Here is a 25,916-nt window from a genome sequence, read left to right as displayed (position 1 = left end):
GGCGCTGTCTGCATACAGACAGCGCCAGAGCCTCGTTTACCGATTAGAATGAACGCTGAAAGCGCACTTTCAGACCAAGCGCATCTTGGCCATCAAGCGAGGTGCGCTTGTTGTTCCATTGAACATAGGTAAGTTCTGGCGTGATGTTAAAACCCGGCACCAAAGCATAGCTGATATTACCAGTCGCCATCAGGGTTTCGCTGGCATCATAACCAACCTGCAGGTTGAGCTTTGCTTTTTCAGTTGCCTGATAGGCAAGACCACCCCACAAAGCCCAATCACCACCCCAAGTTCCGTAGAAGCTGTCTACAATACGATACACCTCACCGTTGGCATTGGCTTTGTAGTGATCATCATTGGATTTGTAAGCAAACTGCGACCACACTGAGAACTTGTCGTTCACTTTGAGGTCGACCTTGACCTTCCCTGCCCATTCTTCATTGCGCGCATCATAGGCCGCGACGCCAGCAATACTGCCCCATGACTGCGCATATTTAAGACCACCCACCACATGCGGCATGTACTCATCGATGGTGACATCCACATCCGCATCGGTATTACCACCCTGTTCAAGTGATAAGGTCGCGGAGAAACCTTCCTTATTTTTGTAGGTGTAGCTGATGAGGTTGGTGCGATAACCACCCGCCAGAATGACGTCGTCGTTCAGCACATTACCCAGATAATCGGTGAAGGTAACAAATGCAGACTGATCAAGACCAACACGCAGGCCACCAAGCTCAATGAAACCCAAACGCAGAGAACCGGACGATGAAGAGTCTGCACCATTATACCATTGATAGCGCACTTCAGTGACCGTCTTGAGTGTCCCAAGTTCCGTTTCAGTGCCTGTAAATGTGCGGAAGGTGAAACGGGTCAGTTGCGCATAAGTGTCCATATCTTTGGTGCTTGGAACGCGCGCATATGCGTTGTCTCCACCACTCACATCGTAACGAACATAACCAGCAAGACGCAGGCAGGTTTCAGTTCCCGGAATATAGAAGTAGCCTTTGCCATATGCATCGCAAACGCGAACATATTCAACGGATTCTGGCTCTGGTGCGATGATCGCGTCGGCAGCCAACGCCGCTGGTGACAATGCCAAAACAGCAACAGATGCAGATAGAATTTTTTTCATTTGAGTAGTGTCCCCTTTGATTTTAGGCAATAGGAGTTTTTCGGCGGAAAGAGGCTTTCCGTCGTGCTGAGAACAAGCTGCCGGAACTCGCTAAAACCGGCCGCCTGCTATGGCTGTGATTGCTGGATAATTGGCTTGATCAGGACGGAATGTGCAGCACCGTCATCAACTCAAACCCCCCATCTGGATTTCTAAAGTTTGCAGTGACGCGCCATCATTTCGGCAACGTCATCCCGCCCCTCTTCGCGCAATTTTTTGATAGCTGCGCTCATATCCGCTGAACGCTCGTCTTGCCCCAGCTTGAACTTGATCTCCATTTTCTCAATCGGTATTTCGTAGCCGACGATATTTGGCAAGCGTCGCTCCAGACCACCATGGCCAAGTTCCTTCATCTGCCATGGCTTGTCCCGCCCCTTTTCCATGTGTTTGACAAGCTCATGGAGATGCTTGGCGGTCGCTGCTTCCGACAATATTTTGGGCGCCCCATGAATGTGAGCGACCATAAAACTCCATGTCGGCGCACTGTCTCTTTCCGGATAACCCGGATACCACGAGGACGAAACATAGTGACCAGCATCCATCAGGATCGCGATTGAGGGGAGACCGCGCTTCAGAAAATCAACATGATCGTTGGATGCCGCGACATGCGAGACCAGCGTTCCGTTTTCACCGCGTGTCCGATCCATCATGAAGACAGGGTGCGATATAGCAACGCCTCCCTCGTGGCTGGTGATCAAAGTGCCAAGCACCGTTCTGTCAACAAGATCGAAAACCTCGTTTACATCGGACGGCTGGAAATAGGGCTTTGTATAGAGCATTGCTTGTCTCTTGATTTCAGGCGTGAATTGCTGGCAGGCGGTCAGACCATGGGCACATGGTTTCCAATTGGCCTGCGAGTTCAAATAACAGATTTTCGGACCCATAGGGGGCAATGAACTGGCTGCCGACAGGGAAGCCATCGGAGGTCTCGTGCAGCGGAACGCTCATTGCAGGCAAACCAGCCGCATTAACCGGATGGGTAAAGCTCGTGAGTTCCAGAAACTGTCGAACAAAGCCTTCCCAGTCGGGTGAACGCACGTCGAGTATTCCAAGCGGAAATGATGAGACCGGCATAACGGGGCTTAAAACCACATCGCATTCTTCAAACAGGCGACCGAAACTGCGCGCCGTGCTGTTTGCAATCAGGCGCGCCTGAATGACTTCCGGTGCGGACAAACCCTCACCATAGGCAGCCAATCCCAGATTGGACGGCTCGAAATAGAGATCATTGGCGGGCTTGCCAGTTGTCGCTGCAACATCAACCACTTCAATTGCAGTGTAGACAGCAATCAGTTTGTGTACGGCATCTGCAAGTGCAACGCTGTCAAAATCAGGCTTCACCCGAACAACGCTATGTCCCAGCTGTTCGCACAGCGCAATCGTCGCCTCAAGTGCTGCGACTGCCTGCTCGTCCAGATCATGACGAAGATCAGACTGCTGCCAGACACCAATGCGCAACTTATGGGGAGTGGTTTTGGCACTGTTAACAAAGAGATCCGTCTTCGCCGGTGCGGCATAGAGGGAGCCCGGTTCTAGCGCATCTGTCAGATCGAGTATCATCGCGGAATCGCGAACCGAGCGCGTCAACACGTGGTGGCTCACCATCCCGCCCCAATTTTCTGTCGAGACGGGACCACATGGGACGCGGCCACGTGATGGACGCAGTCCGAAAAGACCGCCGCAGGACGCAGGAATGCGGATGGAGCCCGCTCCATCATTGCCATAGGCCACAGGCACCATACGCGCAGCAACCGCTGCTGCCGCGCCACCGGAAGAACCACCAATGCTGCGCTTCACGTCCCAAGGATTGAGGGCCGGACCATGCAAAGAGGATTCCGTTGCAATATTGCAGGAAAACTCAGGCAGATTGGTCTTACCCACAACGACCAGACCGGCGGCTTTATAGCGCTTAACCAGCTCGTGATCGCGTTGAGAAATATTGCCTTCAGCCGCACGGCAACCAAAGGACATGGCAGCGCCTGCATAGGATGGGCAATCATCCTTCAACAAAACCGGGACACCGCTGAGCGGCCCTTCTGGCAGTGTTTTAAGCTGCTCTTCGGCCTCATCGCGCATCTCATGAATGACAGCGTTAAGCTGAGGATTGCACCGATCAATCGCTGCAAATGCTTCCTGAACGGCCTCGCGCGGCGACAGAACTTTGGCGCGAATGGCCTCTCCCAGACCGACCGCGTCAGTCCGGATATAATCAAACGATGTGGACGTCATGGGATTATTCCGATGTGATAAGCTTAAGCAACGGGCCCGTTACTGCGTCTTGCTAACCGTCCAGAAACGGTCAGTGTCACCAGCCCAACCCTTGTAATCATTCACTTTTGGGCCCGTCGCCGTAATGGATGGCAAATTTACCAGACCAAGGATCGGCACCTGCTCGGCCATCAGCTTGTTGAGTTCGTTGAAGAGCTTTTTGCGCTCCTCGACATCACTTGTCGCTGAAACCTGCTTGAGAAGCTCTTCCGCCTTTGCATCATCCCATTGACGCGCAGCATCGGCTTTCTTGTCACCAATCATCGATTGGAAAGACAACAATGGATCGAGGCGCGCGGAGTAGGCAAAGACTGCAAGTTCATATGCACCACGGCGATACTGGTCGAGCTGGGTTGCCCAATCGCGCACTTCAAGCTGCGCATTGATGCCCGATCCAGCAAGGAACGCTTGAATAATTGTGGCGACCTGTACACGGTTCTGGCGGTTGGCAACCAGAAGACTGATTGGCTCGCCCTTGTACCCTGCCTTGGTAAGCAGTTCCTGTGCCTTAGCGGGATCATAAGCAGGCCAGGCAGCTGCCTGACTATCCGAATAGATCGTATTTGGTGCGATGACCGATGGATTCGGTGTGTACATGCCCTCGCCAATCGCCGCTGCCAGTTGGTTAAGGTCGATAGAATGCGCGATCGCCTGACGGAGCTGCGGATCTTTCAGCTTGTCAGAATCTGACTGGATTTGCAGCACCATCCATGCAGGCGTCTGCTGGACATTCACCTTCATGCCCTTTGCTTCCAGATCCTTGACGCCTGTCGGCTCAACTTCATCGATGAAATCGATCTCGCCTGACAACAGACCATTGGTGCGCGTGCTTGAATCGGGAACCGTCATAAACTGGATCGTTTTCATATGACCCTTTTTGTTACCGGCCAAACCATCCGCTGCACCAGATAGCGCCGCGTAATCGTCAAAACGGGTGAGGTCAAGAAAACGGCCCCGTTCCCATTTGGAAAAGGCATAAGGACCGGTACCAATCGGCTTTACAAACTTGCCATCAGCATCAACAGATTCAGGGCTCAATATCCATGGCGTGCATTGGATGGTCGCCATTGTGATGACGAAATTTGGCGCAGGCGCTGCGAAATTGAAACGCACCGTGCTGTCGTCAACAGCCTCGACCGACTGCAATTCGGAATCCACTTTGCCGTTATAGCGGTTCACACATTGGAAGCCGGTTTCAGGCTTCAGGTAACGTTCGAAATTCCACACTACGTCTTTGGCTGTCAGCTCTTTGCCATTCTGGAATTTCACGCCTTGGCGGAGTTTAAAATCATAGACGGTATGGTCAGCGTTTGCAGTCCAGCTTTCAGCCAGCATTGGCTTGATCGCCAGATCATCGCCATAGGCAACCAGACCTTCAGCAATGTGCGCGACGACCACATCGGCATTGGCGTCACGGTTGACGCCGGGGTTAATGCTCGCGACATCGGAATGAAAAGCTACGCGTAAGGTCTCGTCATCTGCGGCATATGCTTGGAAGGATGTGGCGCAAAGGCCAAGAAGCGCCATGCTAAATGCGGCGCGTATTGAAGTTGGATTAAACATTTGATTTCCCCTTATTGTTTTTGATTTTGTTGCAACGTCAGCTTTCTGACTTCAGAACATCAGCGAAAAACGCCTCCACCGGCTCCAGAACATTGAAAGGTTCGTGTGCCACGCCGGGCACCCGGTCTCTACGAACTCCGATGCCATGCGTTTCGAAAGACCGGGCCAGTGCTTCAATGCGGTCAATCCGGCAATCGCCCTGCAGATCGGCTCCATCCATCCAGAAGGCACTCTCGCGCGGAATGGCAATTTCCCAGGTGGCGGTATCTTCTTCGCCAATAACCGTTTGCACCGTCACCGCTTTCATCGCTTCAAGATTGATGCGACAGCCAAAGCGAGCCTCAACATCGCGTACGCCGACCCACCAGTCGTAATCGGGATTAAGCAAGGTCACGACACCGGGGGCACCAATAGAAATGGCTTTGAGCCGTTGCGGATGCAGCATGAAAAAGCGCTGGCAGAACTGCCCACCGCCCGAAAAACCATACATGATCACGCGATTGCTCTTGAGGCGATATTTGGCCGCCACTTCGTCGATCATCGACAGAAGAATATGATCAAAACGAATGCCGTGAAACTCGATGCGTTTGTAATTGGCGAGATCGCCCTGCACAGCAATGCCAGCGGGAAACAACGGTGCCAGTATGATGCAACGGTTCTTTTGCCCAAAACTTGCGAAGTGATCGCGATATTGCGCAGCGGTGCGTCCAGTGCCATGGACGATAATGATCAGCTCGTGCGTTTCCGTGCCGTCTTCGTCGTAATCTTCCGGCACGTAAAGGCAATAGCTGAAGCGCTGATCGAACTGGCTTGCGAAAAAGGTGGTTGCACCAAAATCATAGAAGCTGAGCTTTTTGCCATGACCCTGTCGTTTGGTTGCAGGCTGTTCTTCAATGATGGACATGACCACCCCCCTCCCCGGATTTCATATTTGCACCGTCGCCACGCCATTTCAGTTTGACGCCACCCTCGCCCGTCAATTCGAGCATCGGAATGGCCGACAGCAGACGGCGGGTATAGTCGTTTTGCGGCGCGTCAAAGATTTCATCGCGCGTCCCCTGCTCGATGATGCGTCCCTCATTCATGACAACTACACGGTCAGCGATTTGCTCCACCACACCCAAATCATGGGTGATGAACAGACAGCCAAAGCCATAGCTCTGCTGAAGTTTGGCAAAGAGGTCGAGAACCTGCGCCCGCACCGTGACGTCAAGCGCCGAGACGGCTTCATCGGCAATCACAAAAGCTGGACGGCGCACAAGCGCACGCGCAATCGCCACACGCTGACGCTGACCACCCGACATTTCATGCGCATAACGATTGGCATAGTCTCCACCGAGGCCAACGTCCTCCAGTGTTTCGCGAACACGATCCACTTTCTGGCTGGACGAAAGTTCTTTTGAGAAGCGCAGTGCCTCGCCAACCAGTTCACCCACTTTCATGCGTGGGTCGAGCGACGAGTAAGGGTCCTGAAACACCATCTGCGTGTGATAGCGATAGTCGGGGTAATGAACCGAACGTCTTTCAACAGGCTGTCCCTTAAACAGCAGCTTGCCACCACTCGGTTTGATCAATCCGGCCATAACGCGTGCGGCAGTGGTTTTTCCCGAGCCTGAACCGCCAACCACCGCGACGACCTCGTTCGGCAAAACATCAATTGTCACGCCATGCAGTGCGCGTTTGCCGCCAGCCTTCTTGAACCAGCCGCCGCGCCCTTCAAAATCGACAACCAGATCGCGAACGCTGATCAGCGGCTCTGCCTGTGGCACCACACGGGCAGCTCCCCGAACTGGCAATGTTGAAAGCAGCTTGCGGGTATAATCATGTTGCGGTTTGGCGAGAACATCAGCGGTATTACCCGTTTCAACCACCTCGCCATGACGCATCACGACAACCCGATTGGAGTATCGCGCGATCATTGGAAGGTCGTGGCTGATGAGCAAAACGGTCGTTCCGCGTTCCCGCGAGAGATCAACCAGCAACTCCATAACCTCGCGCTGGATGACCGCATCGAGCGCCGTTGTCGGCTCGTCGGCAATCAGCAGATCAGGCTGCATCAGCATGGCGCACGCGATCATGATACGCTGGCGCATTCCGCCAGAGAACTCATGTGGGAACGCCTCAATCGCCCGATCAGGATCGGCAATACCAACACGCAACAACATGGCTCTAATCCAGTCGGCATGTTGCGCTTTCTCAGCTGGAAAGTGCAGTTCAAGCCCTTCTTCAAGCTGCCGCCCGATGGTCAGTGACGGGGTAAGCGAAGTCATCGGCTCCTGAAAGATCATGGCAATGCCATCGCCACGAAGGCCGCGCAATGCGGCTGGCGACATCGTTGATACGTTCTGCCCCTTGAAGCGGATCGCACCATGACTTGTTTTAATGGACGCCGGAACCAGCCCCATGATCGCCCGCGCGAGCATCGTCTTGCCAGAACCGGATTCGCCAACAATACCAAGAATTTCGCCACGCTTGAGGGAGAAGGAAGCACGCTTGACGATCTCCAGTGTGCTATCGCCAACACGCAGGCTTACATTGTCGATTTCGAGCAGGGGTGCGGAAGTCATGAGCGCTTCCTCATGCGTGGGTCGAGGCGGTCGCGCAACGCGTCACCAAGAAGATTAATACCAAGCAGCGACAACGAAATTGCAAGGCCGGGGAAGATACCAAGCCAAACGGCCTGCTCAATGAAATTGCGGCTTCCGGCCAGCATATTGCCCCATGTCGGCGCTGGCGGCGGCACGCCCAGCCCCAGAAAGCTGAGCGAGCTTTCTGCGAGAATTGCCCAGCCGCACATCGACGTTGCCATGACCAGCACGGGCGCAAGGCAATTGGGCAGGATATGACGTACCATCGTATAGATTTCCGAGTTTCCCATGACGCGGGAAGCCTCGACAAACTCTCGTTCACGCAAGCTCAGTACCGTGCCGCGCACAACGCGAATAACCGAAGACATATAGGCGAGAGCCAGTGCGAGGATGATGCCATTCTTGTTTGCGCCGAAGACGGCCAGCAAACCTAGCGCCATCAATATGCCAGGGAATGCCAGCAGCGCATCATTGATCATCATTAGAAACCGGTCGAACCAGCCACGTAAGAAGCCACTAGTTGCGCCAACCAGAACACCACCCAAGGTGGCGATGAAGACTGTGAAAACGCTAATCGAAACGCTGGCGGACGCGCCTTTCATCAGGCGGCTCAATTGGTCGCGCCCAAACTCATCCGTACCAAGCCAGTGCGCAGCACTTGGCGGCGCAAGACGTGCGGTAAAATCAAGCGCGAGCGGATTGTACGGAGTCCAGACGGAACCAACGAGTGCCACTGTCAGAAGCGTTGCAGTCAAAGCCCCGCCGATTAGGGCATTAAGAGAGATGTTTTTCATTTCGCCGTCACCTTCGGGTCGAAGAACGGATAAAGGAGGTCCACGATCAGATTGACCAGCACATAGACGCAAGCCGTAAACAGCAAGCAGCCCTGAATGACCGGATAGTCGCGGGCAAAAATCGCATCGACCAGCAGCCTGCCGAGACCCGGAATGGTGAAAACCGTTTCCACGACAGCAATACCGCCGAGCAGATTACCAAGGATCAAACCAAGCAATGTCCAGGTGGGACCAAATGCATTGCGGAATGCATGGCGCCACATAACGGTTGCTTCCGACAGCCCCTTGGCGCGTGCGTGGGTGATGTAATCAAGGTTCAGCACTTCGAGCGTCGATGCTCGGGCCATACGCAGGATCACGCCAATTTCATGCAGAAACAGCGTCGTGACCGGCAATACCAGATAGAGAAACGCCTTCCATTGATTTTCGCCGAAGCTGACATAACCAACAATCGGCAGCCATCCCAGCTTCAGACCAAATGCCAGCAACAGCAGCAAGCCCATCCAGAATGCCGGGATCGACAACAGTAAAGTGGCGCTTGTCACAAGCGTGAGATCCGTCAGGCTGTTTTGCTTCCATGCAGCGATCATACCGAGTGGAACCGCGACCAGCGTGGAAAGCACGACAGCAGACAACACAATACGCGCGCTTACCAAAAACCTTTCCAGAACCAGTGAAAGCACAGGCTGCTGGTTGGCTATGGAAACACCGAGATCGCCATGCAGAACATTGCCGCCCCAGATCAGAAACTGGGTCATGATGCTATGGTTGAGCCCCAGCTGTTCGCGCAAGGCAGCCAATGTCGCCGCATCCGCAGAATCGCCCAGCATCAGAGCCGCAGGATCGCCCGGTATCAACCGGACAATCACAAACACAGCCACCGCCACAATCAGCAATGTTGGAATGGCCATGCCTATTCTGGAGAGCGCAAAGCGCAGCATTTCTTTAGCCTTCGATAAAGAGGGATTTCGCGCGTGGCGCGGCATCAGACGGTAGCGGCGTATAATCCTGCAGACAGTAGGTCGCAAACTGGCGGTTCAAAGCAGGCAGCGGCGCGATTTCCATCATGCCAAGCGCTGCTTCCATCACCACCATCGCAACTGTGGCCGTGATATTGTCGTGATTGCCGGGACGTGGCGGGCGGCAGACTGCATAAGGTGTCAGGAAGTCGTCGAACAGTGCTTCCTTCAGCTCCTTGCGGCCAATTTTGCCACCATGGGCTTCAAGACACTGGCGCACACGCCAGTCGCGATAAAAGCTCTCCGGCACATATGGAATGCCCGTGTCACGTAGCTTGGTCAGCGCAATCGGACTTACCCAATGATTGGCATGAACGATAAGATCGTTCTCCGGCAGGATCGGGAAGGACTCATCTGGTGCACATTCAAAATCAATACCAAAGCCCGCGCTGGTGGCGATCATGATATTGTTTGAGCAGGACTTCGGCGTCGAAGCCACGGCTTTGATTGCTTTGGCAAAATGCTCCTGCTCCAGCACCTTACGACGCACGAGACCAAGCGGAACGCCAAGCTTCTTATAGTCGCGCTCACATTCAAGATAATTGGCAGTAATCGAGATACCGGCTTCATTAAAGCCGCTGCGCGCCAGACCACCTGCTTCGACAAAAGTAACGAAATCGGGGCCGTTATTGTTGCGTACACGCAACACGATACCAGTCTCTACACACTCAGAACGCCAGTCCCAGTTCTGGCCGTGCACAAGATTACCTGAAGCACTTTTGGCGGGCATGATGAGCGCGCCGGTGCAACCGTCATCCTGCTCTTCCGGATCAGGTGCGCCCGTTTCCGCACGCGCCATCGCAACCACTTCCGTACGTGCATTGATCATGACGATCTGCTCAAAAGGGACACCCGCCCCCTTGGCGATACCGCGCATTTCCTCGACATAAGAAGCGTCGAATTCTTCGATCCTGCCTGCGAAATCCTCGATCAGGCTCTGCTTACGCTCTGGCGAAAGACCGAACGCATCGAGCGTGCCTGAGTAAAGGCCCGCGCTTAGCCGGATACGCTCTTTGGCCAAAACCCCATATTGGCGACCGCGCTCTTCCGGCGCGCCAGAAACTGTGATGAATGGAAATGGGGTAATAGACATTCTCGATCCATTTTTTGTATTTTGCATCTTCTTAATACAATTCACATTCAATCATTGCGGAGTCAATAGTTTTTTATTAGAATATGGAACAATTTGATTTATACCCTTCCTATACAGAGTCAGCCTGTCTTTCCAATGGGATAGGCACTACGAGAAAGAAATGGCCTATTGCGAAATATTCCGTATTCTTTGAACTTAAATTCATGGGGGAACGCACATTCAGGGGGTGCCGGGCGTGAATATGAACATTAAGAGATCGACAGAAGGCGAATCCGGCCTGAGCAGTCTTCAGGCGGAAGTCGCGCATAAAATGGTCTCGCTCATATCTGCAGCCCGCTGGAATATTGGAGACCGACTGTCTGATGCAGCAATTGCCAAGGAGCTTCGCGTATCGCGTTCGCCTGTGCGTCAGGTACTGAACCTGTTGGTACAGCAAGGCATTGTCAGCCAGACCCCAAATCGCGGCTATCAGTTGCATCGTCTTCCCGAACCTGATGAGCTGAACGACAGGCTTCTTCCACCATCCGAAGCTGAGGAGCTTTACCGACGCCTGATGAGTTCACGCGCCTCTGGTACGGTCGGCGATGAAGTGTCCGAAGCTGAACTTGCAGACCAGTTGGGCGCCACACGTGGTGCCGTGCGCCGGGTATTGATGCGTTTTGCAACGGAAGGTCTGGCAGAACGCCTTCCCGGCCATGGCTGGCGATTTGCCGAGTCGCTCGACAATGAGCGTGCCGTCAATGAAAGCTATGCTTTCCGTCTGGTGATTGAATGCGGGGCACTTGCCCAAGCTGAGTATGCACCGGACCCAACCCAGCTTGCCGCCCTTCAACGCGAGCAAAAAGAGATACTAGTTCTACCGCTGCAAAGCCTCACACGCGACCTGTGGTTCAATGCCAATGCAAATTTCCATGAAACCATTGTTTCGTGGGCGAACAATCGCTTTTTCACGCAATCCGTCCGCTGGCAGAACCATCTGCGGCGTATGACCGAATATTCCGACTTCGACCGCTTGGGCGAAGAGCGCATCCGCAAGGCCTGTATGGACCATTTGGGCATTTTGGAAGCTATTGAGAACAAGGATTTCGAATTCGCCGCCGCCTTGCTGAAACGCCATATCAGCCGCTCGGGCGCCGAAGACGTTTAACCGGCAAGGCAGTTGTTAAGCGCGGAGTGTAAATCCGCGCCTCTGGGTCAAACGCGTTCCAGCGCTATCGCAATCCCTTGCCCAACGCCAATACACATTGTCGCCAATGCGTATTGGCCACCGGTGAGCGAAATTTCAAGCGCCGCCGAACCTGTAATGCGTGCGCCTGACATGCCGAGCGGATGTCCTAATGCGATTGCTCCACCATTTGGATTGACGCGGCTATCGTCGTCAGCAACTCCGAGTTCCCGCAACACAGCGAGCCCTTGCGAAGCAAAAGCTTCGTTGAGCTCAATCACATCGATCGCATCAATGGCGATCCCAAGCCGTGCCAGAAGTTTGCGTGTGGCAGGCAATGGGCCGATGCCCATGGTCCTTGGTGGAACGCCAGCGGTGGCCCCGCCGATAATACGAGCGATAGGTTTCAGATTGTATTTCTTAATGGCCGCCTCAGAAGCAATGATTAACGCGGCTGCACCGTCATTGACGCCGGATGCATTGCCTGCCGTTACAGTTCCACCGTCTCTGAAGGGGGTTCCAAGCTTTGCAAGTGCTTCCATCGTTGTGACACGCGGATGTTCATCCATATCCACAACGACTGGTTCGCCTTTGCGTTGCGGGATGCTTACAGAGGCGATTTCTTGAGCAAGACGCCCGTTGGCCTGTGCTGCGGCAGCTTTCTCCTGACTGCGCAGCGCGAAAGCATCCTGATCCTGACGTGAGATATTGTAATCTTCAGCGACATTCTCGCCGGTCTCAGGCATGGATTCGACGCCATATTGTTTCTTCATCAGCGGGTTCACAAAACGCCAACCGATAGTCGTATCAAATATTTCCGCTTTGCGCGAAAACGCGGCATCGGCCTTCGGCATCACGAATGGGGCGCGGCTCATGCTTTCGACGCCACCTGCGATGATCAACTCAGCCTCGCCAGCCTTGATTGCGCGCGCAGCACTGATAACCGCATCCATGCCTGAACCACACAGACGATTAATCGTGGTTCCAGATACGCCGACTGGCAATCCCGCAAGAAGCAGTGACATGCGTGCGACATTACGGTTGTCTTCGCCCGCCTGATTGGCCGAGCCAAAAATAACATCGTCAACCGCTTCCCAGTCGACCGATGCATTGCGTTCCATCAATGCGCGGAGCGGAATGGCTCCGAGATCATCCGCTCTCACGGACGAAAGCGAACCGCCAAAGCGACCGATGGGCGTACGAACATAGTCACAAATATAGGCGTCACTCATTCTGAAGTCTCATGGTTCTGGCATAGCAACAAGATTGGGGCGTATTCAGGCCTGCAAATGCGAAACGAATTTCGTATTCTGATAGGCATCCAGCGCGTCGGCACCACCTTCTGTTCCGTAACCAGAATCGTTGATGCCGCCGAATGGCACTTCCGGCAGAGCCAGACCATAATGATTGATGGTGATCATTCCGCTGCGTACGGACGACGAGATTTTCGCGGCATTGGCTGACGATCCGGTGAATGCATAGGCCGCAAGACCATAGTTAAGCCGATTGGCCTCACCCAACGCCTCATCCAGCGTCTGAAAACTGTTAAGCAGCGCTACTGGGCCAAACGGTTCTTCGTTCATAATCGCGGCCTCACGTGGCACATCTGCCAGCACGGTTGGCTGGAAAAAATTACCGCGATTACCAATGCGCTCACCACCTGTTACCACGGTAGCCTTGTGTTCTTTTGCTTCGCCGATCAAGCGTTCCATCGCATTGACGCGGCGTGCATTGACCAGCGGCCCCATGGTCGTTTCTGCATCGAGACCATTTCCGACATTCAACGCGCTTGCATAGTTGGAAAGTCCCTCAATGACCCGTTCGTAAGCCGGTTTTTCGACCAGAAATCGAGTTGGCGCGATGCAAATCTGTCCCGCATTACGAAACTTGGCAGCGGCTGCAACCTTGATCGCCTGATCGACGTCAGCATCTGCCATGATGATGACCGGTGCATGCCCGCCCAGCTCCATCGTCGCCCGCTTCATATGCAACCCGCTTAATGCCGCAAGTTGTTTCCCTACCTGTGTAGAGCCAGTAAACGACACTTTCTTAATCACGGGATGAGGAATGAGATAAGACGATATTTCCGCCGGATCGCCATAAACGAGATTGATGACACCGTCTGGCAAACCAGCATCAGCAAAAGCACGCACCAACTCAGCCGGAGCAGCAGGTGTGTCTTCCGCAGCTTTCAAAATAATGGAACAGCCAGCAGCAAGTGCAGCCGATATTTTGCGGACCGATTGATTGATCGGAAAATTCCAGGGTGTAAACGCCGCTACAGGACCGACCGGTTCCTTAACCTCAGTCTGCATCACATGAGCAAAACGCGGTGGGACGATACGGCCATAGCTGCGGCGCGCTTCTTCCGCAAACCAATCGATCAAATCGCAGGCAGCAGCAGCCTCGGTGCGCGCTTCAGCAAGAGGCTTGCCCTGCTCCATCGTCAGCAAATGGGCTACAATTTCGCCACGACTGCGAAAGATATCAGCGGCTTTTCGCAAAACTTTATAGCGATCAAAGGCCGACACCTTGCGCCAAATCTCAAACCCGCGATCGGCAGCAGCCAGTGCATCATCGAGATCATTGGTCGTGGCTTTGGCTATTTGGCCAATAGCCTCATTTGTGGCAGGGTTTAGAACCTCTATCGTCTCGCCACGCGACCCATCACGCCATTTCCCATCAATGAAGAGCTGTACGTCGGAATATTCCACTTGAGGTCCCATCGTCCTCTCCTATTGTCAAACTGTCGGTTGATATTGGTGAATGACGCCAGCATCGATCAACTCGGCCAGCTTGCTTTGGTCCATATTGAGAACGTCTTCGAGAATAGAAACACTGTCCTCACCCAGCATCGGAGGCGCTTTGTAAGACGCCTGCTTTTGCGCTTCCAACCCTTGCGCTGGCCGCACCAGAGATACCGGCCCCAGATAAGGGCTTTCCAGAGTTTGTACGACTTCACGCGCCAATACATTCGGGCTTTCAAAAGCTTCTGGGACCGTTTTCACCTGACCGGCAGGAACACCCATTCGCAAGCATTCAGCCATCCAGAATTCACGCGTATTGCTGGAGAAGCATTTTGCCATCGGCGGTATCAGATCAGCCCGGTTTAAGGCGCGACCGCTTGCTGTCTTAAAACGCTCGTCAGCTGCGAGTTCAGGCAGATCGATAATCTTTTCGCACAGGATAGCAAATTGACGATCATTGCCAACGGCAAGCGCAAAAGCACCATCTGAGCATTCGAAAATCTGATAGGGAACAACAGTCGGATGCGCGTTGCCAAAGCGCTTGGGCACATGGCCGCCATTCAGATGTGCGCTGCCGATATTGATGAGCGTATTAAGCGCGCATTCAAACAATGAAATATCGACAAACTGCCCGACACCAGTGGTTTTGCGCTGATAGAGCGCCGCAAGAATGGATTGGGTTCCGACCATGCCAGCCACAATATCCGTCATAGCAACACCGATACGCATCGGTTCACCGTCGGTTTGTCCGGTTATCGACATCAAGCCGCTTTCAGCCTGAACCACAAAATCATACCCCGGACGTTGAGCCTCAGGTCCGGTCTGGCCATAGCCGGAAATAGAGCAATAGATGAGCGCCGGGTTAAGCGCCTTCAAAGTATCGTAATCAATCTTTAATCGCTCGACGGTTCCGGCTCGGAAGTTTTCGACGACAACATCAGCCTGCTTTGCCAGTTCGTAAATGATGTTGAGCCCTTCAGGCGATTTCAAATCAAGCGCCAGACTTTTCTTGCCGCGGTTCGCGCAAAGAAAATAGGTGCTCGCTCCCTTATAATTGGGAACGGACCACGCACGCGTGTCGTCGCCGCCCTGAATATTTTCGATCTTCCAGACCTCAGCTCCCAGATCGGCGAGACTCATCGTGGCCCAGGGACCGGCAAGAACGCGCGAGAGATCAAGAACTTTTATTCCAGCCAGTGGCAAAGCAGCGTTACTATCGCCCGCAACGGGAACCTTCAGCTCGTTCATTATTGTCAAGGTCACGTCCTTCTCAAACAACCCCGCAAACGGCGGGAGCTGATAGCCAAACTTCATTGGCGAAATTACTGTTACGAGCGCCATTCCTGCGGAAAATGACACGCCACGGCATGGCCATTTCCCTGCATCTGCAACTCAGGCCTGATCTCGGCACAGACTGCCTCCGCCCTGAAACAGCGCGTACGGAACGGACAACCAGACGGCGGATTGATGGGGCTTGGCACATCACCTTTCAGGAGAATTTGCTGCCGCTTTCGCTCAATCACCGGATCGGCGAGCGGCACAGCCGACATCAAAGCCTGCGTATAGGGATGAAGCGGGTGGCTATAGAGCTCGTTGGCCGGAGCTTTTTCAACGATGCGGCCAAGATACATCACCGCAACCGTGTGCGAGATATGCCGGACAACCGACAGATCATGGGCAATGAAAATATAGGACGTGCCAAACTCAGCCTGAATTTCCTGAAGAAGGTTCAAAACACCAGCCTGCACAGACACATCAAGCGCTGAAACCGGTTCATCCAGCACCAAGACCTGCGGATTGAGCGCCAAGGCGCGTGCAATCACAACACGTTGACGCTGGCCGCCGGAAAGCTCGTGTGGATACCGCTTGCCGTGCTCTGGATTGAGCCTGACGAGCCGCAACATCTCTTCCACTCGCTCTTTGCGCTGCGGCTGCGAAAGATCGCTGATACGGAGAGGTTCGGCGATGCTTTCCGCAATCCGCATACGCGGATGCAGCGAAGCAAACGGGTCCTGAAAAACAAATTGCAAATGCTTGCGCGCCGCACGCATTTCTCTTGGCGAAAACTGCGCCACGTTTTGTCCCTGAAAGAGAACCTCGCCGCTGGTCGGCTCAATCAAGCGCAGCAGACAGCGCCCAAGTGTCGATTTTCCGCAACCAGATTCTCCGACCAAACCAAGGGTTTCGCCCTTTGCCAGATCAAATGAAATGTCGTCGACAGCCTTCACCTCGGCAATGTCACGCTGAAAGATCGTCCCACCTTTGATTGGAAATGACTTTCGCAAATTACGAACCGAAAGGGCTGCGTCGGATAAGGATGGAGTTGCCGTCTGGGATGCAAAATCGGAATTCATAGTACGGCCTCTTTCGTGACCGGCATATCGGCCTTGCGTTGGTATGCAGGCAGGCTTTCAGCAAAGTGGCAGGCCGATATATGGCGTCCGAAATGCTGGTATGTGGGTGGTGTTGTTTTGCAAATTTCCTGTGCGTGGGCGCAACGCGGATGAAATGCGCAGCCGGTTGGAAACGCACCCAGAACCGGTGGTGCACCTTCAATGGAATAAAGCTTGCCGCCGCTGTCGCTCAGCGTAGGGATCGAAGCAATCAAACCGCGCGTATAAGGATGGCGAGGATTATCGAAAAGCTCGAAAACATCCGCCTCTTCAACCACTTCGCCTGCATAGACTACCGCCACGCGGTCAGCGTGACCAGCGAGCACACCCAGATCGTGAGTGATGAGAATTAATCCCAGACCCAGCTTGTTTTGCAGCTCTCGCAAGACTGCCATGATCTGCGCCTGAACAGTCACGTCGAGCGCGGTGGTCGGCTCGTCAGCGATCAGTAGTTCCGGGTCGTTTGCAACTGCCATAGCAATCATGACACGCTGCCGCATCCCACCCGAAAACTCATGCGGATACTGCTTTACCCGCTGATCCGGTTGCGGGATGGAAACAAGTTCCAGCAACTCGATAGCCCGTGCCATTGCGGCCTTGCGGTTTAGTTTTCTTTGGTGAAGTTGCAAAGCTTCAATCAGCTGATCGCCGATCTTCATCACCGGATTAAGCGACGAAAGCGGGTCCTGAAAAATCATAGCGATTTTTGAACCGCGCAAACTGCGCATTTCGCGGCGTGATTTACCGACAAGCTCTTCACCCAGAAAAGTGACCGAACCTGTGACTTTTGAGTTTGGTGGATTTAGCCCGATGGAAGCCAGCATCCCGATGGATTTGCCCGAACCGGATTCGCCAACAATGCCCAAAACCTCGCGGCGCTTCAGTTCCAGATTGATGCCTCTGACAGCATCGAGCACTGTGCCATCGCGACCAAAACCGACGCGCAAGTTCTCAATTCGAAACAGACTGGCGTTCTCATTTGGATTTGTCATCTTGTTCTCCAATCACTTCGAACGCGGGTCGAAATAGTCGCGAAGACCATCGCCGATGAAATTGAACCCCAGAACGATCGTCAGAATGGCGATACCCGGACCCATGGCGATCCACCAATTGTAGAAATAGACGGCACCTTCCGCGATCATCGAGCCCCATTCCGGCGTCGGTGGCGTTGCACCAAGTCCGATAAAGCTAAGCGAAGCGGCAAGCAGAATGACCTGTCCCAAATCCATCGTCGCGCTGATCAATATCGGCGTCCAGCAGAGCGGCAGAATATGCTTCATGAGAACACGCGTGCTGCTTGCACCCGATGCAATGGCTGCTTCCACATGCTCGCGTTCACGCACTTCCAGCACCTGAGCGCGCATCAACCGCGCATAAACAGGCCACCAAACAATAACCATTGCGATGGCAGCATTCTCCAGACCCGGTCCGAGCGAAGCGGCAACGGCCATGGCGAGCAGCATTGGCGGAAAAGACAATGTTATATCGACCAGACGCATGATTGCAGAGCCGATGAAACCGCCCTTATAGCCGGAGATTGCGCCCGCCAAAGCGCCGATAATCACGGCGCTCGCCACCACAATAAGAGCAATAGGCAAAGAGTGCTTCGCTCCATAGAGCGTTCGCGTCAGCACGTCGCGTCCAAGGGCATCCGTACCAAGCCAGTGAGACCAACTCGGTGCCTGCAGACGACGCCCGACCATATCAAGCGGATCGTAAGGTGTCATATAGGGGGCGAAAAATGTCGCGATGATCCAGAAGCCAACAACCACGATGCCGATGGCAACTGGCAGGGTAAGCCAGCGAGGTATTTTGATTTGGCGCGGTACAGTATTTACAGTTGCAACCATTTGTTCCCCCTATCCCAACCGAACGCGCGGATTTGCGAGAACATAGGCAACGTCAGTCAAAAGGTTCGTCACCAGGAACATGACACCACCAACAATGGTAACGCCGATGATTGCAGGAAAGTCCAGCGAACGCGCAGCTTCAACCGCATAGGACCCCATGCCCGGCCAGGCAAAAATGGTTTCGGTCAACACAGCGCCCGTAATAAGATAAGCAAACGAGTAGCTGATGACCGTCAGGACCGGCACAAGAATGTTGCGAAGAGCGTGGCGGAACACGACGCGGAATTCACCTGCACCTTTGGCCCTTGCGGTGAGAATGAATTCCCGCCCGATCACATCCAGCATATTGGCGCGCACCAAACGCGAGATGGTGCCAGCAACTGTCCAGCCCAACACCGTTGCCGGAAGAATGAGGTGAGCGAGTGCATTTTTGAATGCTGCAAAATTTCCCGCAAGCAAACTGTCTATGGTCATAAAGCCCGTAAGAGCAACGGGTGGCGCCATACGAGGATCAAGCCGACCTGGCCCCGGAAGCAACTCAAACTTCACCGAAAAGATAAACAGAACAGCGAGGCCCAACCAGAAAACTGGCAGAGAGGAACCCAGCAGCGCAAAGAGGCGCGCCACATGATCTATGGCACTATCGCGATAATATGCTGCCAGAATTCCCAATAATATACCGACGACGGAACCAAGAACCATCGCCGACAACACCAGTTCCATGGTAGCGGGTAAACGCGCCATGAGATCCGTGCTGACAGGTCGCTTTGTGACGAACGAGGTTCCCATATCGCCAGTTACAAGATTTTTCAGATAGATGACGTAGCGCTCGGGAAGGCTTCGATCGAGGCCCCATTTTGCCTTCGCGGCGGCCACAACCTCGGGATTATTCATTTGCTGCTCCGCCACAATCGATGTGAGCGGATCACCTTTGGTGAGCGTGGTGAGCGCAAAGGCCATAGTGACGATGCCCAGAATTAGAAATGGCATCGCAATGAGGCGCTTAAAGAGATAGTTTGACATGCACGGTTCCCATTCTGGAAATCTGGCGCAGTTTTTGTGCGTCCTTGCGCATAGTATTGACAAGCAAATTTGGCGCCGTCAATATAAATGAAATTAAATTTCATTTTCAGGAGTCGCATTCCTTTAAACTGAAATCGACAACATCGTCCAGGAGACAACGTGAAGAAAAGAGCGAAGCCCAGTTCAGTGGACCTCGATAAAGACAGCGCTCAGGTTTCCAGTGCCCTCGTTCGAGGACTGGAAATTTTGCGCAGCTTCACCCCCAATGATATTTCGCTTGGGAATCAGGAGCTTATTGACCGTACAGGATTGCCGAAAGCCACGATTTCGCGTTTGACGCTGACCTTGGTCAATCTCGGCTATCTCAATTATGACGACAATCTCGGTCGCTACAGCATTGGCCCAGCAACCATCTCGCTGGGTTATTCGGGACTGAGCTCGAACGCTGTCGTCTATATGGCCATGCCTTTGATGCGAAAGCTTGCTGAAAAAACGGGCGTGGCCGTGGCCATGGGCCTGCGTGAGCAGCGCGAAATGGTCTATATCGCCAATGCGCGCTCCGAAAACCCCGTCTCGCTACGTCTCAATGTCGGCTCAAGATTGCCTATCTGGCGCACAGCTATGGGACTTTCCTATTATGTCGGTATGGAAGAAGCCCAGCGCGAGATTCTTCTCAAGCAAATGCTCGCTGCCGAACCGGAACATGCCGAGAAAATCCGTCGACTGACCAGCCACGCACTTGAGGACTTCGCAAGAGATGGCTTCGTGGCTTCATGCGGCGACTGGTACAGCTATATCAATGCTGTTGGAATCCCTTTCCGGCCAACCGACGGAACCCAGCTCGTCGCAATCACTTGCGGCGGCATCACCGACATTGCACCGCGCGGCGCTTGTTACGCCGAAATCGGACCAGCACTCAGACAACTTACCGTTGAACTGCAGGAACGATTGATCGGCAATACAGACGCGTTTTCACATACATCCTTACCCTAACATCGCCAGCGGCGACGTAGTAGATTGATGCAGGAAATCTCATGGCCACCGATATTCTATATCCAAAAGTCAGTCTGGAAACCAATTCCGGCACAATCTCACGTTGGCACGTAAAGGACGGTGACGAGGTACGGCAGGGGCAGCTGCTGTTTGAAATCGATAACGATAAAACAGTTGTTGAAGTGGATGCCCCTCACGGCGGCACGCTGAAAATTCTCAAACCATCGACCTCCGATGAGATCGACGTCGGCCAAAGTGTCGCGAGCCTGTTCTTACAGGGCGAAGTAATTTCTGTCGCCCCATCAAAACCCGCCTCGGAAACCACTGCCGAACAAGCTCCTGAACCAAACGAGGTTTCTGAGATCCCGGCATCGGATATCCGTTCAAACACCACACAGACCGGCAGAATGGTTGCAACACCACTTGCAAAACGCCTCGCTGGCGATGCCGGGATTGATCTTTCACAGATCAATGGCAGTGGACCGAGCGGGCGCATACAGAAGAAAGATATCATCGCTGCAATAGAGACTGGTAATGTTCTGCCACGGCAAATCAGCGGCAAATCAAGCGCTTCTCATAGTGACACTGTCTTGAACGCCGTCTGGTTGCGCAAGGGTGAAGGCATACCACTGGTGCTCCTGCACGGCTTCGCGTCCGACCATAACAACTGGCGTGGACTTTTCGCGGGAAGCCAATGGCAGCAGCCTTTGCTCGCTATCGACCTGCCTTCGCATGGCGCCTCGCCGCTTGAAGCCGTTGCAGACCTTGATGCGGTTGCAGCCCTCGTGGAAGCCACTATCAAACAACTTAATCTCGCAGCAACGATTATGGTGGGGCATTCCTTCGGTGCGACCGTCAGCGCGCGGCTGGCGGCTCGAGGCAATATCGACATCCGTGCTCTGGGGCTGTTTGCACCGGGAGGTCTGGGTGCCGAAATCAATGTCGGATTTGTCGAAAATTTCGTGCGCGCCAAATCAAAAGAGAGCATCACCCCATGGCTGCATGAGCTGGTTCATGTGAAGGATATCATCTCGGAAACCTTCATTTCTGCGGTCGTACAACAACGACAGGATCGGCGCTTAAGCGACGCGATGGCGGCTTTTGCCGAACACTTCTTTGCCGATGGCACACAGACCATTTCGATTATCGAGGATCTCGCGTCGCTGGAGATACCGGTTCGCGTGATCTTTGGAAAACAGGATCGCATCCTGCCATTCAAACATAGTCGCAATCTTCCCGACAATGTGGCCCTTCATGCGTTTGAAGCGTGCGGGCACATGCCTCACCTTGAAAAACGCAGCCTTTCCTTGCGCATCCTCAGCGAGCTTGCAAATTCAGCCCGCTGACGGAATCCGCATAGAACAAAAAAGGCCGGAGATCACTCTCCGGCCTTTTCTATTTCAACTGTTCAGCTTACTTGGCGAGTGAAATCTCGGCCAATGGCAGGTTGCAACAGGCAGAATAGCGAACGCCGTTCACCTTGTTGTTGTAGGCCAGAATGACATCCGGGCTCAGCATCGGAATGATCACATTGGCAGCGGCCATTTTCTCGCCAGCCTGAAACCACACCTTATCTGCCTGATCGGCAGGCGCTTTGAGAGCATCAGCCATGACCTGCTGAATATCGCCAATTACGAATGACGGGTCACGCGCTTCACCGGCTCGCTTGGCCCATAGGCTGCCCTTGGCCAGGCCAAACGCATCGACATATTGTGATGTGCCGTAGAAATCTGGTGCATAATAGACCACCGTCAACGGTGTGCCGTCTCCGTTCACCTTTTCACGCCATGTTGCAAAGGAAACAGGCTGCAACTCAACCTTGATGTTCACCTTCGACAGATCTTGCTGGATCTTCTGCATCATCTGAGTGAAATCAACGCCATAAACATTCAGATTTGGATAGGTTGCCTCAAGCTTGAAGCCATCTGGATGCCCTGCTTTCGCCAGCAGTTCCTTTGCCTTATCCGGATTATATTCAGGGATTTTATGATCCGAGCCGCCAGGAAAGCCGATCGGAATAGCAGCGCCAATCAACTGGCCTTTGTCGCCCAGCATGAAATCGAGCAAAGTTTCACGATCAATGGCCGTGGAAATTGCTTCACGCACTTCAGGCGTCAGCGGTACTTCGTTTGATTTTGCGCCCGGCGAAAGCGCGATGTAGATAAAGTTATAGGAGTGAATGGAGTCGACTTTCACATCCGGATTGCGAATGGTTTTAGCCGTTTCCGGGTCAATCTGCATTGCGATATCAGCAGAGCCATTTTCAAGCATCTGCGCCTGCGCCACAGCATCCTTCACCTGACGGATAACGACCTCCGCAACCTTCGGAGCCTCGCGCCAATACTTGTCATTACGCTTCAGACGCAGTTCGGAATTGGGTTCGTAAGCGGCCAAAACGAATGGGCCACTGCCAGCCGAATTGGCCAGAAACCATGCCTCTGCATTATCCTTTTCAGCGGCATCCGCACCGTTAACGGCCTTCGCCTCTTCGGTCGCTACCTTACTGTTGACGATACCGAAATAGGGCGAAGCCACCACGTTGAAGAATTCCGAGTTCGGCGCCTTGGTCTTTACAACCACCGTTGCTTCATCAGGCGTTTCTATCGAGTCGATTGTATCCGCGAGAAATGACGGGCTACCCTTAACATTCTTCAGGCGTTCCCAAGACCACTTGACGTCCTTGGCTTCGACTTTGGCACCATCCGAGAATATGGCTTTCGGATTGATCTTGAAGGTAAACTCAGTCTGGTCGCCATTAGCTGTATAGCTTTCAGCGAGAACTGGGATGACCTTATTGTCCTTGTCCAGCGACAGAAGACCTTCATAGACTGCAGAGTCATAAATCTGGCACGTATCGCAGAAGGTCCGGTGTGGATCGAGCGAATTGATGTCCATGTTACGCGCGATAACAAGTGAATCCGCATTTTGCGCATAGGCTGCCGGAACGGCAGTCAACAGCGTTGCAGCCATCATCACGCTTTTGAAATTCATCGTCAAAAGGCGGTTGAGCCCTGTTTTCCCATTTTTCATTGTGTTCCTCGTTTTTCTCTTTTTATGATCAATTCATCAGGCAGTACGCGTGATTTGTTCAAGCGCCGCCCGAACTTTTTCCGCCGACCCGAGAGCCGCCTTATTCAAGACCAGCGAAACTACAGGCGACGACAAACTGCCCGTCACATGAAGAATTTCGTGGTCAAGATCGTTGAAGAAACGCCGCTGGATTTCAGCGGCCCAATGTCGTCCAAGCGACAACCCGCTTGCGACCTGCTCGGCAATCACCACACGATTGGTCTTAGCGATAGATTGACCAATAAGCTCCCAGTCGATGCCGGTCATGTCGAGGCTTCGCATATCGATAATCTCGGCATCAATACCGGATTCGTCGGCAGCTTTAACCGAAGCCTGCACCATCACCGATGTCGCAAGCACGGTGCATGCCGAACCAGACCTGACCACCCGCGCCTTCCCAAGCGGAATGCAATAATCACGGTCATCCTTGGGCACCAAGCTCTCACGCTGGTAGAATTCGACATGCTCGATAATTGCCACAGGATCGTTAGACCGGAGCGCGCTGTTCATCAGACCGACATAGTCGAAGGCATTGGTTGGTGAAACGACGCGCCATCCCGGAAACATCGCAAACAAAGCCGACGGATCGCCTGAATGCTGGGAACCATAGCCCGTATGCGGAGACACACGAACGCGCAAAACAATCGGAACGAGAAACCCATCGCCGAACATGTGACGGACTTTCGAAATACCGTTTGCAATCTGGTCGGCTGCAACGAAACAGAAGTCACCAAACATGATTTCTACGACTGGCCGCAGCCCGCGTAATGCCGCCCCCAAAGCAACACCCGTAAAGCCATTTTCGGCAATCGGCATGGCCAGAACTCTGCTGGGAAACTGTTCGAGCGCGTTTTTGGTAAAACCACTCACACCACCGGCAAAGCGATGAACATCCTCGCCCATCACGATGATTGTGGGATCTTTTTCCATCGCCCGACCAATGACGTCAGACGCTGCCGCAGCAAAACGTACCTTCTCAAGCTCGTCGGGAGAATAGTCCTCAATTTCGCGAAAGCGAGCATCGTCAAATTCTTTGCCGTCACCCAGGATGCCTTCATCGACACTCTGCGGCGAAGGCCACAAGGCGTCTGGAATACGCAGAACATTGCTGCCGGGTGCAGTCTCCGTCAGACGTCCGCCAGCAGTCTGCACCGCAGCGCTCACCTTTTCATCGATCTGGGCCAATTCGGCATCGTCTGCAATGCCGAGTTCCTTCAACCACCGCTCCGCCTGTGCGATGGGGTCTCGGCGCTTCCATTCTTCTTCTTCTTCGCCGGTACGATAACCAAAATCGCTACCAGCTTTGCTTCCGCTTTGATGCAGATAACGATAGCATTGCGCTTCGATAACGACCGGGCCGCCCTCTTCTTCGATGATACGGCAGGCGTCACGCATCGCCTGATGAACGGCAACAACATCCATCCCATCACATTCAATGCCGGCAAAGCCGAGCATCGGACCACGCGACGCAATGCGTGTTTCGCGCGTGGCATCCTGAATATGCGTGGATACGGCGTAGAGATTGTTTTCAACGTAAAATATCACCGGCAAACGATACAATGCGGCGATATTCATCGCTTCATAGGTAGCGCCCTGCAGGGAAGCACCATCGCCAAAGAAAGCGACCGATACACCTTTCCTGCCAAGAAGCTTGTCCGCAAGTGCATAACCGGCGGCATGCGGAATATTTCCGCCGACAATCGCGCTCGTTCCCGCAATGCCTGATGCAGCGTCACGCATATGCATAGAGCCGCCACGACCACCGCAATATCCAGGATTAAGCCCCATGATTTCCGCCATCAGACGATAGACGGCATCGTTCATGTCGTCGGTAAAATCAGACTGAAGAATATCGAAATCAGTTGGCGTCTGTGCGTTTATCAGCTTCGTGAGCACCTGATGATGCGCACGGTGCGTACCATTTATCTGATCGTCGGAACCAAGCATCGACATGGCGCCCACGGCTGCCGCTTCCTGTCCGATGCTGGCATGAGCAGGTCCGTGGACCAGTCCGGCTTTTTCAAAGTCGAGTATTTTTTCCTCAAAGCGCCGGATGAGCTTCATCTGGCTATACCATTTCAACAGATCACTGGCTTTCGCAGCGCGCCAGTCCTCCCCCGTCACATTAAGCCGATACCAGGGCGCAGAAGGTTTCAGATCAATTTTTTCGGCCATGA

General features: G+C 53.6%; 21 protein-coding genes. 3 read left to right on the top strand and 18 right to left on the bottom strand.

The window, feature by feature from the left end; all coding sequences use genetic code 11:
• Positions 1-43: 43 nt before the first annotated feature.
• The 9 genes from QBD00_RS06985 to QBD00_RS06945 all read right to left on the bottom strand — a co-directional run bounded on the left by QBD00_RS06985 (position 44) and on the right by QBD00_RS06945 (position 10,499).
• Positions 44-1,135, bottom strand: coding sequence for a porin (locus QBD00_RS06985; RefSeq protein WP_318579021.1), 1,092 nt, complete (start codon positions 1,133-1,135; stop codon positions 44-46).
• Positions 1,136-1,326: 191 nt separating this feature from the next.
• Positions 1,327-1,953: an FMN-binding negative transcriptional regulator gene (locus tag QBD00_RS06980; RefSeq protein WP_318579020.1), complete on the bottom strand. Its 627-nt coding sequence runs from the start codon at positions 1,951-1,953 to the stop codon at positions 1,327-1,329.
• 16 nt (positions 1,954-1,969) lie between these two features.
• Positions 1,970-3,403, bottom strand: coding sequence for an amidase (locus QBD00_RS06975; RefSeq protein WP_318579019.1), 1,434 nt, complete (start codon positions 3,401-3,403; stop codon positions 1,970-1,972).
• 39 nt (positions 3,404-3,442) lie between these two features.
• The gene (locus QBD00_RS06970; protein ID WP_318579018.1) at positions 3,443-5,005 is read right to left on the bottom strand and encodes an ABC transporter substrate-binding protein; all 1,563 of its coding nucleotides are present in this window, start codon (positions 5,003-5,005) and stop codon (positions 3,443-3,445) included.
• A 37-nt stretch (positions 5,006-5,042) separates the two neighbouring features.
• Positions 5,043-5,909 (bottom strand): alpha/beta hydrolase, encoded by an 867-nt coding sequence (locus QBD00_RS06965; protein WP_264231906.1) that lies wholly within the window; start codon positions 5,907-5,909, stop codon positions 5,043-5,045.
• Positions 5,896-7,572, bottom strand: coding sequence for an ABC transporter ATP-binding protein (locus tag QBD00_RS06960; protein ID WP_318579017.1), 1,677 nt, complete (start codon positions 7,570-7,572; stop codon positions 5,896-5,898). The genes QBD00_RS06965 and QBD00_RS06960 overlap by 14 nt, the downstream gene beginning before the upstream one ends.
• Entirely contained in the window at positions 7,569-8,387 is an 819-nt protein-coding gene (locus QBD00_RS06955; RefSeq protein ID WP_264231904.1) for an ABC transporter permease, read from the bottom strand. The genes QBD00_RS06960 and QBD00_RS06955 overlap by 4 nt, the downstream gene beginning before the upstream one ends.
• Complete coding sequence (locus QBD00_RS06950) at positions 8,384-9,328, bottom strand: ABC transporter permease (RefSeq protein ID WP_264231903.1); 945 nt, start codon at positions 9,326-9,328, stop codon at positions 8,384-8,386. The genes QBD00_RS06955 and QBD00_RS06950 overlap by 4 nt, the downstream gene beginning before the upstream one ends.
• Before the next feature lie 4 nt (positions 9,329-9,332).
• Positions 9,333-10,499 (bottom strand): C45 family peptidase, encoded by a 1,167-nt coding sequence (locus QBD00_RS06945; protein ID WP_318579016.1) that lies wholly within the window; start codon positions 10,497-10,499, stop codon positions 9,333-9,335.
• A 241-nt stretch (positions 10,500-10,740) separates the two neighbouring features.
• Here QBD00_RS06945 and QBD00_RS06940 point away from each other — a divergent pair, with 241 nt between their 5' ends.
• Positions 10,741-11,646, top strand: coding sequence for a GntR family transcriptional regulator (locus QBD00_RS06940; protein ID WP_151092581.1), 906 nt, complete (start codon positions 10,741-10,743; stop codon positions 11,644-11,646).
• A 47-nt stretch (positions 11,647-11,693) separates the two neighbouring features.
• Here QBD00_RS06940 and pcaF read toward each other — a convergent pair whose 3' ends face one another.
• The 7 genes from pcaF to QBD00_RS06905 form a co-directional block, all read right to left on the bottom strand.
• On the bottom strand, positions 11,694-12,896 hold the full coding sequence (gene pcaF, locus QBD00_RS06935) for a 3-oxoadipyl-CoA thiolase (RefSeq protein WP_318579015.1): 1,203 nt from the start codon (positions 12,894-12,896) through the stop codon (positions 11,694-11,696).
• A 45-nt stretch (positions 12,897-12,941) separates the two neighbouring features.
• Positions 12,942-14,390 carry an NAD-dependent succinate-semialdehyde dehydrogenase gene (locus QBD00_RS06930; RefSeq protein WP_318579014.1) on the bottom strand — a complete coding sequence of 483 codons (1,449 nt, stop codon included), beginning with the start codon at positions 14,388-14,390 and terminating at the stop codon, positions 12,942-12,944.
• A gap of 15 nt (positions 14,391-14,405) precedes the next feature.
• Positions 14,406-15,659 (bottom strand): CaiB/BaiF CoA-transferase family protein, encoded by a 1,254-nt coding sequence (locus QBD00_RS06925; RefSeq protein WP_318579281.1) that lies wholly within the window; start codon positions 15,657-15,659, stop codon positions 14,406-14,408.
• An 80-nt stretch (positions 15,660-15,739) separates the two neighbouring features.
• Positions 15,740-16,765 carry a dipeptide ABC transporter ATP-binding protein gene (locus QBD00_RS06920; protein WP_318579013.1) on the bottom strand — a complete coding sequence of 342 codons (1,026 nt, stop codon included), beginning with the start codon at positions 16,763-16,765 and terminating at the stop codon, positions 15,740-15,742.
• Positions 16,762-17,796 (bottom strand): ABC transporter ATP-binding protein, encoded by a 1,035-nt coding sequence (locus QBD00_RS06915; protein ID WP_318579012.1) that lies wholly within the window; start codon positions 17,794-17,796, stop codon positions 16,762-16,764. The genes QBD00_RS06920 and QBD00_RS06915 overlap by 4 nt, the downstream gene beginning before the upstream one ends.
• Before the next feature lie 12 nt (positions 17,797-17,808).
• The gene (locus QBD00_RS06910; RefSeq protein ID WP_264231897.1) at positions 17,809-18,654 is read right to left on the bottom strand and encodes an ABC transporter permease; all 846 of its coding nucleotides are present in this window, start codon (positions 18,652-18,654) and stop codon (positions 17,809-17,811) included.
• A gap of 9 nt (positions 18,655-18,663) precedes the next feature.
• Positions 18,664-19,677 carry an ABC transporter permease gene (locus QBD00_RS06905; protein ID WP_191793087.1) on the bottom strand — a complete coding sequence of 338 codons (1,014 nt, stop codon included), beginning with the start codon at positions 19,675-19,677 and terminating at the stop codon, positions 18,664-18,666.
• Positions 19,678-19,836: 159 nt separating this feature from the next.
• On the opposite strand from QBD00_RS06905, the gene QBD00_RS06900 reads away from it, so the two are divergent.
• On the top strand, positions 19,837-20,670 hold the full coding sequence (locus QBD00_RS06900; protein WP_318579011.1) for an IclR family transcriptional regulator: 834 nt from the start codon (positions 19,837-19,839) through the stop codon (positions 20,668-20,670).
• A 41-nt stretch (positions 20,671-20,711) separates the two neighbouring features.
• Positions 20,712-22,016 carry an acetoin dehydrogenase dihydrolipoyllysine-residue acetyltransferase subunit gene (locus QBD00_RS06895; protein ID WP_318579010.1) on the top strand — a complete coding sequence of 435 codons (1,305 nt, stop codon included), beginning with the start codon at positions 20,712-20,714 and terminating at the stop codon, positions 22,014-22,016.
• Positions 22,017-22,083: 67 nt separating this feature from the next.
• Here QBD00_RS06895 and QBD00_RS06890 read toward each other — a convergent pair whose 3' ends face one another.
• A complete protein-coding gene (locus QBD00_RS06890) occupies positions 22,084-23,643 on the bottom strand; it encodes an ABC transporter substrate-binding protein (protein WP_318579280.1) in 1,560 nt (519 codons plus the stop codon).
• A 93-nt stretch (positions 23,644-23,736) separates the two neighbouring features.
• Positions 23,737-25,914, bottom strand: coding sequence for a dehydrogenase E1 component subunit alpha/beta (locus tag QBD00_RS06885; protein ID WP_318579009.1), 2,178 nt, complete (start codon positions 25,912-25,914; stop codon positions 23,737-23,739).
• Positions 25,915-25,916 lie beyond the last annotated feature (2 nt).

It is taken from the genome of Ochrobactrum sp. AN78, assembly GCF_029909885.1.
Classification (GTDB): Bacteria; Pseudomonadota; Alphaproteobacteria; order Rhizobiales; family Rhizobiaceae; genus Brucella; species Brucella quorumnocens.
This window is presented reverse-complemented; position numbering and strand designations above follow the sequence as displayed.